General features: G+C 73.2%; 19 protein-coding genes. 5 read left to right on the top strand and 14 right to left on the bottom strand.

Annotation, left to right across the window (positions count from 1 at the left end; translation table 11 throughout):
- Positions 1-81: 81 nt before the first annotated feature.
- The 4 genes from HEK131_RS07655 to hisI all read right to left on the bottom strand — a co-directional run bounded on the left by HEK131_RS07655 (position 82) and on the right by hisI (position 3,066).
- A complete protein-coding gene (locus HEK131_RS07655; RefSeq protein ID WP_217462679.1) occupies positions 82-339 on the bottom strand; it encodes an HGxxPAAW family protein in 258 nt (85 codons plus the stop codon).
- 169 nt (positions 340-508) lie between these two features.
- Entirely contained in the window at positions 509-1,147 is a 639-nt protein-coding gene (locus HEK131_RS07650) for a TIGR02234 family membrane protein (protein ID WP_217462680.1), read from the bottom strand.
- A 48-nt stretch (positions 1,148-1,195) separates the two neighbouring features.
- Positions 1,196-2,680, bottom strand: a complete 1,485-nt coding sequence (locus tag HEK131_RS07645; RefSeq protein ID WP_244451962.1) for an anthranilate synthase component I — start codon at positions 2,678-2,680, stop codon at positions 1,196-1,198.
- Between the two features lie 5 nt (positions 2,681-2,685).
- Positions 2,686-3,066: a phosphoribosyl-AMP cyclohydrolase gene (gene hisI, locus HEK131_RS07640; protein WP_161150912.1), complete on the bottom strand. Its 381-nt coding sequence runs from the start codon at positions 3,064-3,066 to the stop codon at positions 2,686-2,688.
- A gap of 82 nt (positions 3,067-3,148) precedes the next feature.
- Between hisI and HEK131_RS07635 the strand changes: the two genes are divergently transcribed.
- Together HEK131_RS07635 and HEK131_RS07630 are read left to right on the top strand one after the other, a co-directional pair.
- Positions 3,149-3,784, top strand: a complete 636-nt coding sequence (locus HEK131_RS07635; RefSeq protein ID WP_217462681.1) for a TIGR03085 family metal-binding protein — start codon at positions 3,149-3,151, stop codon at positions 3,782-3,784.
- 16 nt (positions 3,785-3,800) lie between these two features.
- On the top strand, positions 3,801-4,199 hold the full coding sequence (locus tag HEK131_RS07630; RefSeq protein ID WP_244334172.1) for a VOC family protein: 399 nt from the start codon (positions 3,801-3,803) through the stop codon (positions 4,197-4,199).
- 4 nt (positions 4,200-4,203) lie between these two features.
- On the opposite strand, the gene HEK131_RS07625 is transcribed toward HEK131_RS07630, so the two are convergent.
- The 10 genes from HEK131_RS07625 to hisD all read right to left on the bottom strand — a co-directional run bounded on the left by HEK131_RS07625 (position 4,204) and on the right by hisD (position 11,836).
- Positions 4,204-5,457, bottom strand: a complete 1,254-nt coding sequence (locus HEK131_RS07625) for an MFS transporter (RefSeq protein ID WP_244334171.1) — start codon at positions 5,455-5,457, stop codon at positions 4,204-4,206.
- A 13-nt stretch (positions 5,458-5,470) separates the two neighbouring features.
- Entirely contained in the window at positions 5,471-6,061 is a 591-nt protein-coding gene (locus HEK131_RS07620) for an ArsR/SmtB family transcription factor (protein WP_217462684.1), read from the bottom strand.
- A gap of 74 nt (positions 6,062-6,135) precedes the next feature.
- Positions 6,136-6,891 carry an imidazole glycerol phosphate synthase subunit HisF gene (hisF, locus tag HEK131_RS07615; RefSeq protein WP_244334170.1) on the bottom strand — a complete coding sequence of 252 codons (756 nt, stop codon included), beginning with the start codon at positions 6,889-6,891 and terminating at the stop codon, positions 6,136-6,138.
- On the bottom strand, positions 6,888-7,283 hold the full coding sequence (locus HEK131_RS07610) for a RidA family protein (protein ID WP_244334169.1): 396 nt from the start codon (positions 7,281-7,283) through the stop codon (positions 6,888-6,890). Before HEK131_RS07610 ends, hisF begins: the two co-directional genes overlap by 4 nt.
- Entirely contained in the window at positions 7,280-8,005 is a 726-nt protein-coding gene (gene priA / locus HEK131_RS07605; protein WP_244334168.1) for a bifunctional 1-(5-phosphoribosyl)-5-((5-phosphoribosylamino)methylideneamino)imidazole-4-carboxamide isomerase/phosphoribosylanthranilate isomerase PriA, read from the bottom strand. Before priA ends, HEK131_RS07610 begins: the two co-directional genes overlap by 4 nt.
- Positions 8,006-8,009: 4 nt before the next feature.
- Positions 8,010-8,657, bottom strand: coding sequence for an imidazole glycerol phosphate synthase subunit HisH (gene hisH / locus HEK131_RS07600; RefSeq protein WP_217462688.1), 648 nt, complete (start codon positions 8,655-8,657; stop codon positions 8,010-8,012).
- Entirely contained in the window at positions 8,648-8,812 is a 165-nt protein-coding gene (locus HEK131_RS07595; RefSeq protein ID WP_030810044.1) for a hypothetical protein, read from the bottom strand. Before HEK131_RS07595 ends, hisH begins: the two co-directional genes overlap by 10 nt.
- Positions 8,813-8,817: 5 nt before the next feature.
- A complete protein-coding gene (hisB, locus tag HEK131_RS07590) occupies positions 8,818-9,411 on the bottom strand; it encodes an imidazoleglycerol-phosphate dehydratase HisB (protein WP_026248532.1) in 594 nt (197 codons plus the stop codon).
- Positions 9,408-10,514, bottom strand: a complete 1,107-nt coding sequence (locus HEK131_RS07585) for a histidinol-phosphate transaminase (RefSeq protein ID WP_244334167.1) — start codon at positions 10,512-10,514, stop codon at positions 9,408-9,410. Before HEK131_RS07585 ends, hisB begins: the two co-directional genes overlap by 4 nt.
- Complete coding sequence (gene hisD, locus HEK131_RS07580) at positions 10,511-11,836, bottom strand: histidinol dehydrogenase (protein ID WP_244334166.1); 1,326 nt, start codon at positions 11,834-11,836, stop codon at positions 10,511-10,513. The genes HEK131_RS07585 and hisD overlap by 4 nt, the downstream gene beginning before the upstream one ends.
- Positions 11,837-12,068: 232 nt before the next feature.
- On the opposite strand from hisD, the gene HEK131_RS07575 reads away from it, so the two are divergent.
- The 3 genes from HEK131_RS07575 (at position 12,069) to HEK131_RS07565 (ending at position 15,744) form a co-directional block, all read left to right on the top strand.
- The gene (locus HEK131_RS07575; protein ID WP_217462691.1) at positions 12,069-13,652 is read left to right on the top strand and encodes an oxidoreductase; all 1,584 of its coding nucleotides are present in this window, start codon (positions 12,069-12,071) and stop codon (positions 13,650-13,652) included.
- A 244-nt stretch (positions 13,653-13,896) separates the two neighbouring features.
- Entirely contained in the window at positions 13,897-14,913 is a 1,017-nt protein-coding gene (locus HEK131_RS07570; RefSeq protein WP_217462692.1) for a hypothetical protein, read from the top strand.
- A gap of 90 nt (positions 14,914-15,003) precedes the next feature.
- Positions 15,004-15,744 (top strand): LON peptidase substrate-binding domain-containing protein, encoded by a 741-nt coding sequence (locus tag HEK131_RS07565; RefSeq protein WP_244334165.1) that lies wholly within the window; start codon positions 15,004-15,006, stop codon positions 15,742-15,744.
- The last annotated feature ends 10 nt before the right edge of the window (positions 15,745-15,754 follow it).

Below are 15,754 nucleotides of genomic sequence, written 5' to 3'. Positions count from 1 at the left end.
CCGTGGGCCCCCGGCGGACGCGCGAGGGGCGCCCCTGGTGCCGTCCGTACGGCTCCGGGGCGCCCCTTCAGGCGATTCGGCTCAGCTCTCCGCGCCGACCGGCTCACGGGTGGCTGCCGCGGCAGGGCGGACCGGGGTGGCGCTCTCCTTCGGCATGCCGAGGCCCATGGAGCGCATGATCCAGCCCACGACGCCACCGAGGACCACGATCACCAGACCGGCCCAGAAGCCGACGGGCTGGGCCATCACGATGAAGGCGCCCGAGACGCAGAAACCGATGAAGGCGATGATGACACCGGTCCAGGCGGCCGGGGTGTGACCGTGGCTGCTGCCCGCCATGACTTGCTCCTCGTTGCTGTGTACGTGTCGTAGTACATGTCGTACGTGTCGTACGGTTCCGAGCCCGCCCGTCACTGTCCGAGCCGGTCGCTCGCCGTCCATTGTCCCGTACGCCAGCGCGTGATCGACGCGGGGGTGGAAGTCTGATTGCCCACACCCGCGCGCGGGTTCAGGCGCCGGTGGGGTCCTCGCCCCGGTCCAGGGCCTTCCAGATCTCCTCGGGGCGCTCCGGGTCGACCGGGCGGGCGCTGCGCCGCGGGCGGTCCGTGCCGCGCTCGTAGCGGCCGGACATGGCGGGCCAGCGGGGGCCGTAGCGCAGCGCGAGGAGTCCGGCGAGCAGGATCAGCACCCCGCCCGCCGCGGCGGCGTAGGGCCAGCCGGTGTGGGTGAGCGCCTCGACGGTGGCCGAGGTGTCGCCGGTGGCCTCGGCCGCCTTCTCGTCCAGCGCGGAGCCGTCGGCGACCCCGGCGAGGGCGGCGGCGACGATGCCCGCGCCGGAGAGCGTGAGCAGTGCGGCGACAGCGAACCGGCCGGCCCGGCGCACGGCGAAGACGGCGACGAGCGCGGCGAGGCCCACGACGGCGAGGGCGGCCGGGACGCCGGTGACGTCACTGCCCTTGGCGGTCAGCGGGAAGGCGCCTCCGGCGACCGTCGCGGTCCCCTCGGACCAGCGCTGCCGGGTCGCCAGCAGGGCCACGGCCGCGCCGAGCGCGCCGAACAGCAGGGCGGCGGCGAGGCTGCGCCGGCCGGACCGGGCGGGCGCGGCGGCTTCGGAACGGGGGTGAGGTACGGCAGTCACGTACTCCACTATCGCCTGAACCCCGGACGAAGCGTCATCCGGGGTTCGGCAATCGGCTCAGCCGGCGGTGCCCAGCCGGTTGGCGGTGTGCACCGCGCGCAGCACGGCCGCCGCCTTGTTGCGGCACTCCTGGTCCTCCGCGACCGGGTCGGAGTCGGCTACGATCCCCGCTCCCGCCTGCACGTATGCCGTGCCGTCGCGCAGCAGGGCGGTGCGGATGGCGATGGCGGTGTCGGAGTCGCCCGCGAAGTCGAGGTAGCCGACGCAGCCGCCGTACAGGCCGCGCCGGGAGGGCTCGAGTTCGTCGATGATCTGCATCGCGCGGGGCTTGGGGGCGCCGGAGAGGGTGCCGGCCGGGAAGCAGGCGGTGAGCACGTCGAAGGCGGTGCGCCCGCCCGCGACCTCGCCGGTGACGGTGGACACGATGTGCATGACGTGCGAGTAGCGCTCGATCGACATGAAGTCGACGACCTCCACCGAGCCGGGCTCGCAGACCCGGCCGAGGTCGTTGCGGCCGAGGTCGACCAGCATCAGGTGCTCGGCGCGCTCCTTGGGGTCGGCCATCAGCTCGTCGGCGAGGGCCTGGTCCTCCTGCGGGGTGGCGCCCCGGTGCCGGGTGCCGGCGATGGGGTGCACCATGGCGCGCCCGTCCTCGACCTTGACCAGTGCCTCGGGCGAGGAGCCGACCACGTCGAACCCGTCGAAGCGGAACAGGTACATGTACGGGGACGGGTTGGTGGCGCGCAGCACCCGGTAGACGTCGAGGGCGCTCGCGGTGCACGGGGTCTCGAAGCGCTGGGAGGGCACGACCTGGAACGCCTCGCCCGCGCGGATGCGCTCCTTGACGTCCTCGACGGCCTCCTGGAAGTCGGGGCCGCCCCACAGCGCGGTGTACTCGGGCAGCTCGGAGGGGGGCAGCACAGCCGGGGGCTGGGCGACCGGGCGGGCCAGGTCGGCCTCCATGGCGTCGAGCCGGGCGACCGCGTCGGCGTACGCCTCGTCCACGCCGGTGTCGAGGTCGTTGTGGTTGATCGCGTTGGCGATCAGCAGGACCGAGCCCTCCCAGTGGTCCATCACGGCGAGGTCGCTGGTGAGCAGCATGGTCAGCTCGGGCAGCTTCAGGTCGTCGCGCTCGCCGGGGCCGATCTTCTCCAGGCGGCGGACGATGTCGTAGCCGAGGTAGCCGACCATGCCGCCGGTGAAGGGCGGCAGACCCTGAAGGTGCGGGGTGTGCAGGGCCTGGAGGGTGGCGCGCAGCGCGGCGAGCGGGTCGCCGTCGGTGGGGACGCCGACCGGCGGGGTGCCGAGCCAGTGGGCCTCGCCGTCGCGGGTGGTGAGGGTGCCGGCCGAGCGGACGCCGACGAAGGAGTACCGGGACCAGGAGCGGCCGTTCTCGGCGGATTCCAGCAGGAAGGTGCCGGGGCGCTCGGCGGCGAGCTTGCGGTAGAGGGCCACGGGAGTGTCGCCGTCGGCCAGGAGCTTGCGGGTGACCGGGATGACGCGCCGGTCGGCGGCGAGCTTGCGGAAGGTGTCCAGGTCCATGGCGCTCACCGCTCCTCGGCCTTCAGCAGCACGTCGGCGTCGAAGCAGGTGCGGTCACCGGTGTGGCAGGCCGCGCCGGTCTGGTCGACCTTGACGAGCAGGGTGTCGGCGTCGCAGTCCAGCGCGACGGACTTCACCAGTTGGACGTGGCCCGAGGTGTCGCCCTTGACCCAGTACTCCTGGCGGCTGCGGGACCAGTACGTGCAGCGGCCGGTGGTCAGCGTGCGGTGCAGCGCCTCGTCGTCCATCCAGCCGAGCATCAGCACCTCGCCGGTGTCGTACTGCTGGGCCACGGCGGGGACGAGTCCGTCCGGGTCGCGCTTGAGGCGGGCGGCGATCTCGGGGTCGAGGCCGCTGGGACGGGGGCTGCCGGTCGTACGGGTCATGGGTGCCATTGTGCCGTGCGGCGCTCCAGGTCACGGTCCGTGTCCGCTGCGTGGTACTCGGGTGTGGCCGTAGGCTGAGGTCATGTCGACCTTCGCCAAGCGTGAACGGCTCCTGCTCGCCGACCTCTTGGAAACCGCCGGCCCGGACGCACCGACCCTGTGCGAGGGCTGGACGACCCGTGATCTGGCCGCACACGTGGTGGTGCGCGAACGGCGCCCGGACGCGGCGGCCGGGATGCTCGCGAGGCCACTGGCCTCCCGCCTGGAACGCGTGATGGACGAGTTCGCGGCCAGGCCCTACGACGAACTGATCCGGCTGATCCGCACCGGTCCGCCGAAGTTCTCCCCGTTCCGGCTCAAGCAGGTGGACGAGGCGGCCAACACCGTCGAGTTCTTCATCCACACCGAGGACGTGCGCCGCGCACAGCCGGAGTGGAGCCCGCGTGAGCTGGACCCGGTGTTCCAGGACGTGCTGTGGTCGCGGCTGGAGCGCACGGCCCGGCTGACCGGGCGGCACGCGCCGACCGGGCTGGTGCTGCGCCGCCCGGACGGCCGCACGGTGGTCGCGCACCGGGGCGCCCCGGTGGTCACGGCGACCGGCGAGCCCGCCGAGCTGCTGATGTTCGCCTACGGGCGGCAGGACGCGGCCAAGGTGGCGCTGGAGGGCGACGCGGACGCGATCGCCACCCTGCACGACTGCCGTGAGCTGGGCCTCTGACCCACCGGGAGCCACCATGATCAAGGTCGCCATGACCGGGGTGTACGTGGACGACGTGGCGCGGGCGCACGCCTTCTACACGGAGGTGCTGGGCTTCGAGACCCGGCTGCACGTGGATCTCGGTGACGGCGTGCTGTTCGTGACGGTCGGGGCGGTCGGGGGCGCCCAGCCGGACCTCCAGTTGCTGCTGGAGCCCGGCGAGGGCCCCATCGCGGAGCCGTACCGCACGGCGCTGTACGAGGCGGGCCTGCCGACCATCGTGTTCGAGGTGGACGACATGCGGGTGGAGTACGAGCGGCTGCGCGCCGCCGGTGTCCGGTTCACCCATCCCCCGCAGGCGCAGGGGCCGGTGCTGGCGGCCGTGTTCGACGACACGGTCGGCAACCTGGTGCAACTGACCCAGCGGCTGCACTGACCGTTCAGGCGGGCAGTTCGGCGCGCCTGAGGTGCGGGAAGCACAGCACGACGACCCCGCCGAGCCCGCACACCACGGCGCTGGCCACGAACACCGGCCCGAGCCCGAAGGCGCCGATCGCGGCGGCGGCGAACGGCATGCTCAGCGGGGCGAGCCCGAGGCTGACCAGACTGGCGACGGCGGTGATCCGGCCGAGGTAGGCGGGGTCGGCCTGGGTCTGGAGCAGGGCTCCGCACATCGCGCCGCTGAGGCCGGCGAGCAGCCCGATCAGCAGGGCCACGCCGACGGCTCCGGCGAGCTGGGGCACGTAGGCGAGGGAGCCGATGGCGACCGACGCGGCGAGGATCGAGCAGGCGGCGGTCAGCCCGGCGCGCGGGACCCGGCCGCGTACGGCGAGCAGCAGCGAGACCGCGCCCGCGCCGACACCGAACCCCGCGAGCACCCAGCCCATGCCGGCGGAGCCCCAGCCGCGCCGGTCGGCGAGCAGGGTGAGGCCGACGTTGAGCGGGCCGACGAAGCCGAAGTCGCCGAGGGCGATGGCGAGCATCAGCGGGCCGAGGACCTGGTGGCGGCGCACATGGCGCAGTCCGTCCGCGAGGTCGGCCCAGGCGGTGCCCGCCTCCCGGGCGGCCTCGCCGTCGGGCAGCGGCCTGAGCCGTACCGTGATCAGCAGGGGCAGCGAGAGCGCGATGAGCAGCCCGGCCAGCCCGAACGCGGCGGCCGCGCCGCCCATGGCCACGCCGAGCCCGCCGAGCGGGGCGCCGACGACACCGGCGACCCTGATGGCGAGCCCGCGCAGACCCTGGACGCGGGCGAGCTGGCCGGGTGCGGTGATCCGGGCCGGGAGCGCGCCCACGGCGGGCATGAAGACGGCGTCGACGGTGCCGAAGACCAGCGCCAGCGCGGCGAGCGGCCACAGTCCGGGCGTGGTGACGAACAGCAGGGCCGCGACGGCGAGGACGGCCGCGCACCGCACGGCGTCGCTCCCGATGACCACCCGGCGCGGCCCGAACCGGTCCGCGATCACTCCGCCACCCAGCAGCAGCACGGCCCGCGGCACCGCGCTGGCCGCCATCACCGCTCCGGCCTCGGAGGGACTGCCCGCCCGCACCGCGGCCCAGGACAGCGCGATGTAGTAGACGTTGTCCCCGAGCATGGAGGCGGTGTACGCCCCCAGCCAGCGCAGCACGTTGGGGTCGCGGTGGGCCGCCCGGACGGAGTCGGCGACGGTCGGCGGTATGACGGCGGTGTCGGCCACCGGGCCGGCCCCCTCAGCCACGGAAGGGGAACCCGTACATGTGGAGGGCGACGTGTTCGCGTCCCTCGGTGTCTCCGGCGGCCACGGCGGCCCGTCCCTTCTCGTCGTACTTCCTGGCCAGCGCGGTCAGTTCCGCGCGTAGGTCGTCCAGCTCCCCGGCGGTCAGCCGGAGCAGGGACTCGCTGTCGGGGGCGGCCGCGTTCCACTCGGCGCTCCAGGTGGGCCGCTCGTCCAGGTAGCGGCGGTACATCTCGGCGCGCTGCTCGTGGAAGAGCCGGGTGGCCGCCAGGTGGGCGGCGGCCTTCTCGGGTGCGTCCCGGAAGTCCCGGTCGCGGACGCTGATCCCCGCCGAGGCGGGTTGCCACCAGCGCTCGCGGCCGTCGGCGCCCTGGGCCGCCGAGTCCTCGATGAGCCCGTGCTCCGCGAGCCTGCGCAGGTGGTAGCTGACGAGCGAGACCGCTTCGCCCGCCTGCTCGGCGAGCTGGGAGGCGGTCGCCCGGCCGGCGACGCACAGCGCGCGGTACAGCTTCATCCGCAACGGGTGGGCGAGCGCCTTCAGCGTGCCCACGTCCGTGATCGGGAGGTCCCGCTCCTTGTCCGGCATGCCCACACCGTAGATACGAAAGGAAAGTTGCACAACATTTCTTGCGCAACTTTCCTTTCGTATCGTGCGCGGTGTCAGCGGACCGGGTGGCCGGCCTCGCGCAGGCTCTGCTTGACCTCGCCGATGCGGAGGTCGCCGAAGTGGAAGACGGAGGCGGCCAGGACCGCGTCCGCACCGGCCGCGACGGCGGGCGCGAAGTGCGAGAGCGCGCCCGCGCCGCCCGAGGCGATCACCGGGACGGAGACGTGCTCCCGGACGGCCGCGAGCATGTCGAGGTCGTAGCCGTCCTTGGTGCCGTCCGCGTCCATCGAGTTGAGCAGGATCTCGCCCGCGCCCAGCTCGGCGGCCCGGTGCGCCCACTCGACCGCGTCGATACCGGTGCCCTTGCGGCCGCCGTGGGTGGTGACCTCGAAGGAGCCGGAAGGGGTGCGCCGGGCGTCCACCGAGAGGACCAGCACCTGGCGGCCGAACCGCTCGGCGATCTCCCGGATGAGGTCGGGGCGGGCGATGGCGGCCGTGTTGACGCCCACCTTGTCGGCGCCCGCGCGCAGCAGCTTGTCCACGTCCTCGGCGGTGCGGACGCCGCCGCCCACGGTGAGCGGGATGAAGACCTGCTCGGCGGTGCGGCGCACCACGTCGTAGGTGGTCTCCCGGTCGCCGGAGGAGGCGGTGATGTCCAGGAAGGTCAGCTCGTCGGCGCCCTCGGCGTCGTAGACCTTGGCCATCTCCACCGGGTCGCCCGCGTCACGCAGGTTCTGGAAGTTGACGCCCTTGACGACCCGGCCGTTGTCCACGTCCAGGCAGGGGATCACTCGTACGGCCAGGGTCATGCGGGCACTCCTCGGAACGCCTCCACCTCGATCTCGACGACCAGGCTGGGGTCCACGAAACCGGAGACGATGATCATCGATGCGGCGGGCCGGACGGTGTCGAACAGCTCCTTGTGGGCGCGCCCGACCTCCTCCACGTCCCGTGCGTGGGTGATGTACATACGGGTGCGCACCACGTCGTCACGGCCGAGGCCCACCTGCTCCAGCGCGCTCAGGGCGACGCCGAAGGCGTTGACGGCCTGCTCGTACGGGCCGCCCCCGGCGATCTGGCCGTCCACGATGGAGGTGCAGCCCGATACCAGTACCAGGCCGCCCGGCAGCTCCACGGCGCGGGAGTAGCCGAACTGGTCCTCCCAGGGCGCGCCCGTGCCCACCCGGCGGACGTCGCTCACCGGGACACCGCCGCGAGGGCCTCTTCCAGGGTGAACGCCTTGGCGTACAGCGCCTTGCCGACGATGGAGCCCTCGACGCCGTCGGGCACCAGGTCGGCGATGGCGCGCAGGTCGTCCAGCGAGGAGACGCCGCCGGAGGCGACGACCGGGCGGTCGGTGGCCGCGCAGACGTTCTTCAGCAGCTCCAGGTTGGGGCCCTGGAGGGTGCCGTCCTTGGCGATGTCGGTGACGACGTAGCGGGCGCAGCCCTCCCGGTCCAGGCGGGCCAGCGTCTCGTACAGGTCGCCGCCGTCGCGGGTCCAGCCCCGGCCGCGCAGCGTGGTGCCGCGGACGTCGAGGCCGACCGCGATCTTGTCGCCGTGCTCGGCGATGACCTTGGCGACCCACTCGGGGGTCTCCAGGGCCGCGGTGCCGAGGTTGACGCGGGTGCAGCCGGTGGCGAGGGCGGCGGCGAGGGTGTCGTCGTCGCGGATGCCGCCGGACAGCTCCACCTTGATGTCCATCGCCTCCGCGACCTCGGCGATCAGCGCCCGGTTGTCACCGGTGCCGAACGCGGCGTCCAGGTCGACCAGATGCAGCCACTCGGCGCCCGCGCGCTGCCAGGCGAGGGCCGCCTCCAGCGGGGAACCGTAGGAGGTCTCGGAGCCGGACTCGCCGTGCACGAGGCGGACGGCCTGGCCGTCGCGGACGTCGACGGCGGGGAGCAGTTCGAGCTTGGCCATGGTCTTAGAGGGTTCCGATCCAGTTGGTGAGGAGCTGGGCACCGGCGTCGCCGGACTTCTCGGGGTGGAACTGGGTGGCGGACAGGGCGCCGTTCTCCACGGCGGCCACGAACGGCCCGCCGTAGGTCGACCAGGTCACCGCGGGCGGAATCATGGCCGCGTTGAGCTGCTCGAAGTCCCAGTCCTGCACCGCGTAGGAGTGCACGAAGTAGAAGCGGTCCTCGGGGTCCAGGCCCGCGAACAGCCGTGAGTCGGCCGGGGCGTCGACGGTGTTCCAGCCCATGTGGGGCACGACGTCGGCCTTCAGCGGGCCGACCGTGCCGGGCCACTCGTCCAGGCCCTCGGTCTCGACACCGTGCTCGATGCCGCGCGCGAACAGGATCTGCATGCCGACGCAGATGCCGAGCACCGGGCGGCCGCCCGCCAGGCGCCGGTCGACGACCCAGTCGCCGCGGGCCTCGCGCAGGCCGGTCATGCAGGCGGCGAACGCGCCGACGCCCGGCACCAGCAGGCCGTCGGCGTTCATCGCCTTGTCGAAGTCGCGGGTGATCTCCACCTCGGCGCCCACGCGGGCCAGCGCGCGCTCGGCGGACCGGACGTTGCCGAAGCCGTAGTCGAAGACCACGACCTTCTTCACGTCGCTCAACTCCACACCCCCAGCCGCATGACGCCCGCGACCAGGCACATGGCCGCACCGATGGACACCAGCACGATCAGGCTGGTGGGCATCTTCTGCTTGACGAAGGAGATGATGCCGCCGACCAGGAAGAGGCCGACGACGATCAGGATGGTGGACAGACCGGTCATGGGATTTACAGCGCGCCCTTCGTGGAGGGGAGGATGCCGGCGGCGCGCGGGTCGCGCTCGCTCGCGTAGCGCAGGGCGCGGGCGAGGGCCTTGAACTGGCACTCCACGATGTGGTGCGCGTTGCGCCCGTACGGCACGTGCACGTGCAGCGCGATCTGCGCCTGGGCGACGAAGGACTCCAGGATGTGCCGGGTCATCGTGGTGTCGTACTCGCCGATCATCGGCGCCATCTTCTCGGGCTCGGTGTGCACGAGGTAGGGGCGGCCGGAGAGGTCGACGGTGACCTGGGCGAGGGACTCGTCCAGCGGGACCGTGCAGTTGCCGAAGCGGTAGATGCCCACCTTGTCGCCGAGCGCCTGCTTGAAGGCGGCGCCGAGCGCGAGGGCGGTGTCCTCGATGGTGTGGTGGGTGTCGATGTGCAGGTCGCCGTCGGTCTTCACGGTGAGGTCGAACAGACCGTGCCGGCCGAGCTGGTCGAGCATGTGGTCGTAGAAGCCGACGCCGGTGGCGATGTCGGTCTTGCCGGTGCCGTCGAGGTCGATCTCGACGAGGACCGAGGTCTCCTTGGTGGTGCGCTGCACGCGTCCTGTGCGGCTCATGCGTCAAGCTCCTTCTTCAAGTCCCGTACCGCGTCGAGGAACGCGTCGTTCTCTTCGGGGGTTCCGGCGGACACCCGCAGCCAGCCGGGCACGCCGTTGTCCCGGACCAGCACTCCGCGGTCGAGGATGCGCTGCCAGGCGCCATGGGTGTCCTCGAAGCGGCCGAACTGCACGAAGTTGGCGTCGGACTCGATCACGTCGTAGCCGATGGCGCGCAGTTCGGCGACGAGGCGGTCCCGCTCGGCCTTGAGCTGCTCGACGTAGCCGAGCAGCGTGTCGGTGTGCTCCAGCGCGGCCAGCGCGGTCGCCTGGGTGATGGCGCTCAGGTGGTAGGGCAGCCGGACCAACTGGACGGCGTCGACCACGGCGGGGTCGGCTGCCAGGTAGCCGAGGCGCAGTCCGGCGGCGCCGAACGCCTTGGACATGGTCCGTGAGACCACCAGGTGGGGGCGGCCTTCCAGCAGCGGCAGCAGGGAGTCGCCGTGGCTGAACTCGATGTACGCCTCGTCCACGACCACCATGGACGGCTTCGCCGCCTGCGCGGCCTCGTACAGCGCGAGGACCGTCTCGGGCGGGACGGCGTTGCCGGTGGGGTTGTTGGGGGTGGTGATGAAGACGACGTCGGGCCGGTGCTCGGCGATGGCGCGCTCGGCGGCGGGCAGGTCGATGGTGAAGTCCGCGCCGCGCGGCCCGGAGATCCAGCCGGTACCGGTGCCGCGCGCGATCAGCGCGTGCATCGAGTACGACGGCTCGAAGCCGATCGCGGTGCGGCCGGGGCCGCCGAAGGTCTGCAGAAGCTGCTGGATGACCTCGTTGGAGCCGTTGGCCGCCCAGACGTTCTCGAGACCGAGGGGGTGGCGCCCGGTGGTGGTGAGGTATCCGGCCAGTTCCGTGCGGAGCTGGACCGCGTCCCGGTCGGGGTAGCGGTTCAGGTTCCGCGCGGCCTCGCGCACCCGCTCCGCGATCCGCTCGACCAGCGCCTCGGGCAGCGGGTAGGGGTTCTCGTTGGTGTTCAGCCGGACGGGGACGTCCAACTGGGGTGCGCCGTACGGCGACTTGCCGCGCAGTTCGTCCCGTACCGGAAGGTCGTCGATGCCGCTCATGTGGTCTCCGGCACCTTCCACCCGAACCGGGCCTTGACGGCCGCGCCGTGCGCGGGCAGGTCCTCCGCCTCCGCGAGGGTCACCACGTGGTGGGCGACCTCGGCGAGGGCGTCCTCGGTGTAGTCGACGATGTGGATGCCGCGCAGGAAGGACTGCACGGACAGGCCGGAGGAGTGGCAGGCGCAGCCGCCGGTGGGCAGCACGTGGTTGGACCCGGCGGCGTAGTCGCCGAGGGAGACGGGCGCCCAGGGGCCGATGAAGACCGCGCCCGCGTTGCGCACCCGGTCGGCGACGGCGGCGGCGTCGCGGGTCTGGATCTCCAGGTGCTCGGCGCCGTAGGCGTCGACCACCCGCAGGCCCTCCTCGACACCGTCCACGAGGGCGATCGCGGACTGCTGGCCGTTCAGCGCGGGCACGATCCGGTCGTCGATGTGCTTGGTGGCGGCGACCTGCGTCTTCAGCTCCTCCACCACCGCGTCGGCCAGCTCCACGGAGTCGGTGACGAGGACGGCGGCGGCCAGCGGGTCGTGCTCGGCCTGGCTGATCAGGTCGGAGGCGACGTGCACCGGGTCGGCGGTGTCGTCGGCGAGGACGGCGATCTCGGTGGGGCCGGCCTCGGCGTCGATACCGATCTTCCCGGTGAAGTAGCGCTTGGCGGCGGCGACCCAGATGTTGCCGGGGCCGGTGACCATGTTGGCGGGCGGGCAGGACTCGGTGCCGTGGGCGAACATCGCCACGGCGGTGGCGCCGCCGGCCGCGTACACCTCGTCCACGCCGAGCAGGGCGCAGGCCGCGAGGATGGTCGGGTGCGGGAGGCCGTCGAACTCGGCCTGCGCGGGCGAGGCGAGCGCGATGGACTCGACCCCGGCCTCCTGCGCGGGCACCACGTTCATGATCACGGAGGAGGGGTAGACCGAGCGGCCGCCGGGCGCGTACAGCCCGACCCGGTCGACGGGCACCCACTTCTCGGTCACGGTGCCGCCGGGCACGACCTGGGTGGTGTGGGTGGTGCGGCGCTGGGCGCGGTGGACCATGCGGGCCCGGCGGATGGACTCCTCCAGGGCCGCGCGCACGGCCGGGTCGAGGGCCTCCAGCGCGTCGGTGAGCGCCTGGACCGGGACACGGACGGATTCCAGCCGTACTCCGTCGAACTTCTCCGCGAAGTCGATCAGTGCCGCGTCGCCACGATGATGCACGGCCTCACAGATCGGACGCACCTTCTCCAGGGCGGCCGAGACGTCGAAGTCGGCTCGGGGCAGCAGGTCGCGCAGGGCGGGGCCCTCGGGGAGGGCGTCGCCGCGCAGATCGATTCGGGAGATCACAGTCCCAATTCTCTCAGACCGGCGCCGGGCCCCGTCCGCGCGTATCAATGGCTGATACAGAGCATGGGACAACCGCTGCGACAGAGAGTGGCCGGAACCCGCGAATTCACCCTCACGTTGTGTGTCGAACCCGTCACTCAGCGGGCATGAGCCGGGAAACGACGGATGGGACGGACGTGGGCGGCGGGCCGGGCGGTGACGCCCGTGACCGGCTCGCGGGAGAGGAGCCGCGGTGACCGAGGCACTGGCGGTGGGTCCGGGCGCGGAGGAGCTGCCGGACGATCTGACCCCGGCCGAGGCGGGCATGTGGCAGGCGTTCCGCAACGGCAGTGTGTACGACCTGAGCAGCGGCGAGGCGGCCGTGGACGATCCGCACGGCGGCGTCCCCTGGGGCCCGGAGCGCAGCGTGCGGGCGCGGGTGGTGTGCTGGCTGCTGCTGGACGGGCCGCCGGCGCTCGCGGGCCGGGTCTCCTCGCTGAAGCTGACCGGGGTGCGGATCACGGGCACGGTGGACCTGGCGGGCGGCACGGTCACGCCGTACGTGGAGCTGCGCGGCTGCCGTTTCGACGACGAGGTCCGGGTGCCGGAGGCGCACTTCACCACCGTGCGCCTGGTGGACTGCGCGGTGCCCCGCCTGGAGGCGGCGCGGGTGCACACGGAGGGTGATCTGCATCTGGCGCGCTGCCGGTTCCGTACCGGCGTGCGGCTGACCGACGCGCGGATCGGCACCGACCTGATGCTCAACCAGGCCGTGTGCCACCGGGACCGCAGCGGCCGTTCCCTCACGGCGGACGGCATGACGGTCGGCCAGGACCTCCAGGCGGAGATGCTGGAGTCGTACGGCGAACTGCGGCTGCGCGGCGCCCAGGTCGGGGTGTCGCTGAGCCTGCGCGGGGCCCGGCTGTCCAACCCGTACGCCCGCCTCGCGCTGAACGCCCCGCAGCTCACGGTGGAGCGGACCCTGTATCTGACCCCGGCGGCGGTGGGCAGCCCGCTGCTGACCGGGACGACACCGGCGCGCGGGACGCGGGTGCAGCGGTTCGAGTGCCGGGGCGGGATGCGGCTGGACGACGGCCGGTTCGGGGACGCGGTGGACCTGGAGGGGGCGCGGTTCGTGCTCACCGACGACCAGGAGCTGTCGCTGCGCCGGGTGCAGACGCCCGAGCTGCGCTTCCTCGGGGACCGGCCGCCGTCGGGCCGGGTGGTGCTGTCCGGCGCCCGGATAGTCAACCTGGTGGACCAGGCGGGCAGTTGGCCGGACCCGGGCAACCTCCAGATGAGCGGCTTCGCGTACGAGAACCTGGTGCCGCGCGGCCCGTTCCCGCTGGCCCACCGGCTGGACTGGGTGGCGGCGGCGACCGCCGAGTACCACCCGGAGCCGTACGAGCGGCTGGCCGCCGTGCTGCGCGCGGCCGGGGAGGACGAGGACGCCCGCGAGGTGCTGCTCGCCAAGCACCGCAGGCGCCGCGAGACGCTGCCCCCGGCGCTGAAGCTGTGGGGGTACGCGCAGGACTGGACGGTCGCCTACGGCTACCGGCCGGGCCGGGCGGCGGTGTGGATGGCGGTGCTGTGGGCGGCGGGCACGCTGGCGTTCGCGCAGGCCGACCCGCCGCCCGCGCACCTGCTGGACCGTCCGGCGTGGAGTCCGGCGCTGCTCACGCTGGACCTGCTGCTGCCGGTGATCGACCTGGGGCAACTGGACCAGTGGCGGCTGCGCGGGGCGTGGCCGTGGCTGGCGGCGGTGCTGATCATCCTGGGCTGGGTGCTGGCGACGGCGGTGGCGGCGGGGGCCACGCGACTGCTGCGACGGAGCTGACGCGAGGGGTCGGTGCGATGCGAGGGGCTGGTGTGACAGGAGGGGCCGGTGCGACGCTAAGGGGCTAGTGCGACGCGAAGCGCCGGTGTGACGGGAGAGGCTCCGTGACGGCCGGGTCGGCTGTGCTGGCAGGGGCCTGACAATAGTTGAAAAGCTACCTTTTTGCGCTTCCTTGACCCTCGGCGGTACAACCTTCCACAAGTTGCCCGAACCCTCTGGCGCGGGCGCGACCTGCGGACTTTCAATGGTCGACACCATGGTTCTGCTGCCGGCGTTCTTCCGCCCCACCCGGAATACACGACGCGCCTCGCGCCCGGACTCCCCCGCACCGGCCGACGACGTCATCCTCGACGCGCCCGACGACCGCCTCTCCCCCGCCCTGGTCGCGGCCGGGCAGGGCGAGTTCGCGGTCGCCGCCACCCTGCTCGCGGCCACCCGCGCGGCGGCCCAGTGGGAGGAACGCGACGCCTATGCCACCCGGCTCGCCGCCTTCGCCCGCTCCCGCCCCGAGTGGTTCGAGGCATGGCGCGCGGCCGATCCCGGCGATCCGGGCGTCCTGCTCGTCGGCGCCCAGTTGGCCGTGGACCGCGCCTGGCCCTCGCCGGACCGCGCCGGGCTGCTGCGCGAGGTCAGCCCGCTGATCACGGCCGCCGCCCGCGCCGACGACCGCGACCCGGTGCCCTGGCGGATCGCGCTGGACCACGCGCGCGGCTCCCGCGCGGGCCACCGCTACTTCGAGGAGCTGTGGGAGGCGGCCGTGCGGCGCGCCCCGCACCACTACGGCTGCCATGTGGCCGCGCTGCGCTATCTGGCCACCTTCTGGCACGGCTCGCACCGCGAGTGCTTCGACTTCGCCGAGCCGGCCGCCCAGGACGCGCCGCCCGGCTCGCTGGTGCAGGCGCTGCCGCTGCGGGCGGCGTTCGGCTACCTGACGGACGCCTGCGGCCCCGAGGTGCCCCGCGCCCGGCTGCTCGCGGCGGCCGACCGCGCGGTGGCCCTCTCCGCCCGCTTCCCGGCGGCCGACCCCCGCACCGCCCAGGTCCGCAACAAGCTCCTCTACGTCCTGCTGCGCCTGGAGCGCTGGGAGGAGGCCCGCACCCAGCTCGCGCTGATCGGCCCGTACGCCACCTCGTTCCCCTGGAACCGGGTGTCCGAGGACCCGCTCGGCCACTTCCTGCGGCTGCGCGACGCGCTGCTGACCGACGCCCCGCCCGCCGCCCTGGCCGCCCTGCTCCCGACCCCGCCGCGCCCGCGCGGCTGAGCACGGCGGGGCCCTCCCGCGGCAAGATCGGCAGGACCGGCGCTGGCGCCGCGGACACTCCCGCGGGCGCGACCATTAGGCTGGGGCGTCGTGACCATCGCCCGCCTGCCCCTCTTCCCGCTGAACACGGCGCTGTTTCCGGGACTCGTCCTGCCGCTGAACGTCTTCGAGGAGCGTTATCGCGCCATGATGCGCGAGCTGCTGAAGACCCCGGAGGACGAGCCGCGCCGGTTCGTCGTCGTGGCGATCCGCGACGGCCACGAAGTGGCGCCGAGCGCTCCGGGCCTGCCGGACCCCACGACCGAGCCCGAGCAGGGCCCGGCGGCCGGCTTCGGCCCCGACCCGCTCAAGGCACTGCACCGGGTGGCCTGTGTGGCGGAGGCCGCGACCATCCGGGAGAAGACCGACGGCACCTTCGAGGTGCTGTGCACCGGCACCACCCGCGTCCGGCTGCTCTCGGTGGACGGCTCGGGATCGTTCCTGACCGGCGAGGTCGAGGAGCTGCCGGAGGAGCCCGGCGACGAGGCGGGCGCGCTCTCCGAGGGCGTGCTGCACTCCTTCCGCCAGTACCAGAAGCGGCTGGCCGGCGCCCACGAGCGCTCCATCTCCGCCAACGCCGAACTGCCGGACGACCCCAGCGTGATCTCCTACCTGGTGGCGGCCGCGATGGTGCTGGACACCCCCACCAAGCAGCGCCTCCTCCAGGCCCCGGACACCGCCTCCCGGCTGCGGGACGAGCTGAAACTGCTTCGCTCGGAGACGGCGATCATCCGTAGTCTGCCCTCACTGCCCGCGTTCGAGCTGACGCGGGCGCGCACCAGTCTGAACTGAGGGAACCGAG

The organism is Streptomyces seoulensis, from assembly GCF_022846655.1.
Lineage (GTDB): Bacteria > Actinomycetota > Actinomycetes > Streptomycetales > Streptomycetaceae > Streptomyces.
The sequence above is the reverse complement of the archived record's forward strand: the minus strand, read 5'-3'. Positions and strand labels throughout refer to the sequence as shown.

Coding starts and splice junctions, on each gene's coding strand:
- HEK131_RS07655 (WP_217462679.1), bottom strand. CDS start 339: ATGGCGGGCAGCAGCCACGGTCACACCCCGGCCGCCTGGACCGGTGTC.
- HEK131_RS07645 (WP_244451962.1), bottom strand. CDS start 2,680: ATGGACCTGGACACCTTCCGCAAGCTCGCCGCCGACCGGCGCGTCATC.
- hisI (WP_161150912.1), bottom strand. CDS start 3,066: ATGACCCGTACGACCGGCAGCCCCCGTCCCAGCGGCCTCGACCCCGAG.
- HEK131_RS07635 (WP_217462681.1), top strand. CDS start 3,149: ATGTCGACCTTCGCCAAGCGTGAACGGCTCCTGCTCGCCGACCTCTTG.
- HEK131_RS07630 (WP_244334172.1), top strand. CDS start 3,801: ATGATCAAGGTCGCCATGACCGGGGTGTACGTGGACGACGTGGCGCGG.
- HEK131_RS07620 (WP_217462684.1), bottom strand. CDS start 6,061: ATGCCGGACAAGGAGCGGGACCTCCCGATCACGGACGTGGGCACGCTG.
- hisF (WP_244334170.1), bottom strand. CDS start 6,891: ATGACCCTGGCCGTACGAGTGATCCCCTGCCTGGACGTGGACAACGGC.
- priA (WP_244334168.1), bottom strand. CDS start 8,005: ATGGCCAAGCTCGAACTGCTCCCCGCCGTCGACGTCCGCGACGGCCAG.
- HEK131_RS07595 (WP_030810044.1), bottom strand. CDS start 8,812: ATGACCGGTCTGTCCACCATCCTGATCGTCGTCGGCCTCTTCCTGGTC.
- hisB (WP_026248532.1), bottom strand. CDS start 9,411: ATGAGCCGCACAGGACGCGTGCAGCGCACCACCAAGGAGACCTCGGTC.
- HEK131_RS07585 (WP_244334167.1), bottom strand. CDS start 10,514: ATGAGCGGCATCGACGACCTTCCGGTACGGGACGAACTGCGCGGCAAG.
- HEK131_RS07570 (WP_217462692.1), top strand. CDS start 13,897: ATGGTCGACACCATGGTTCTGCTGCCGGCGTTCTTCCGCCCCACCCGG.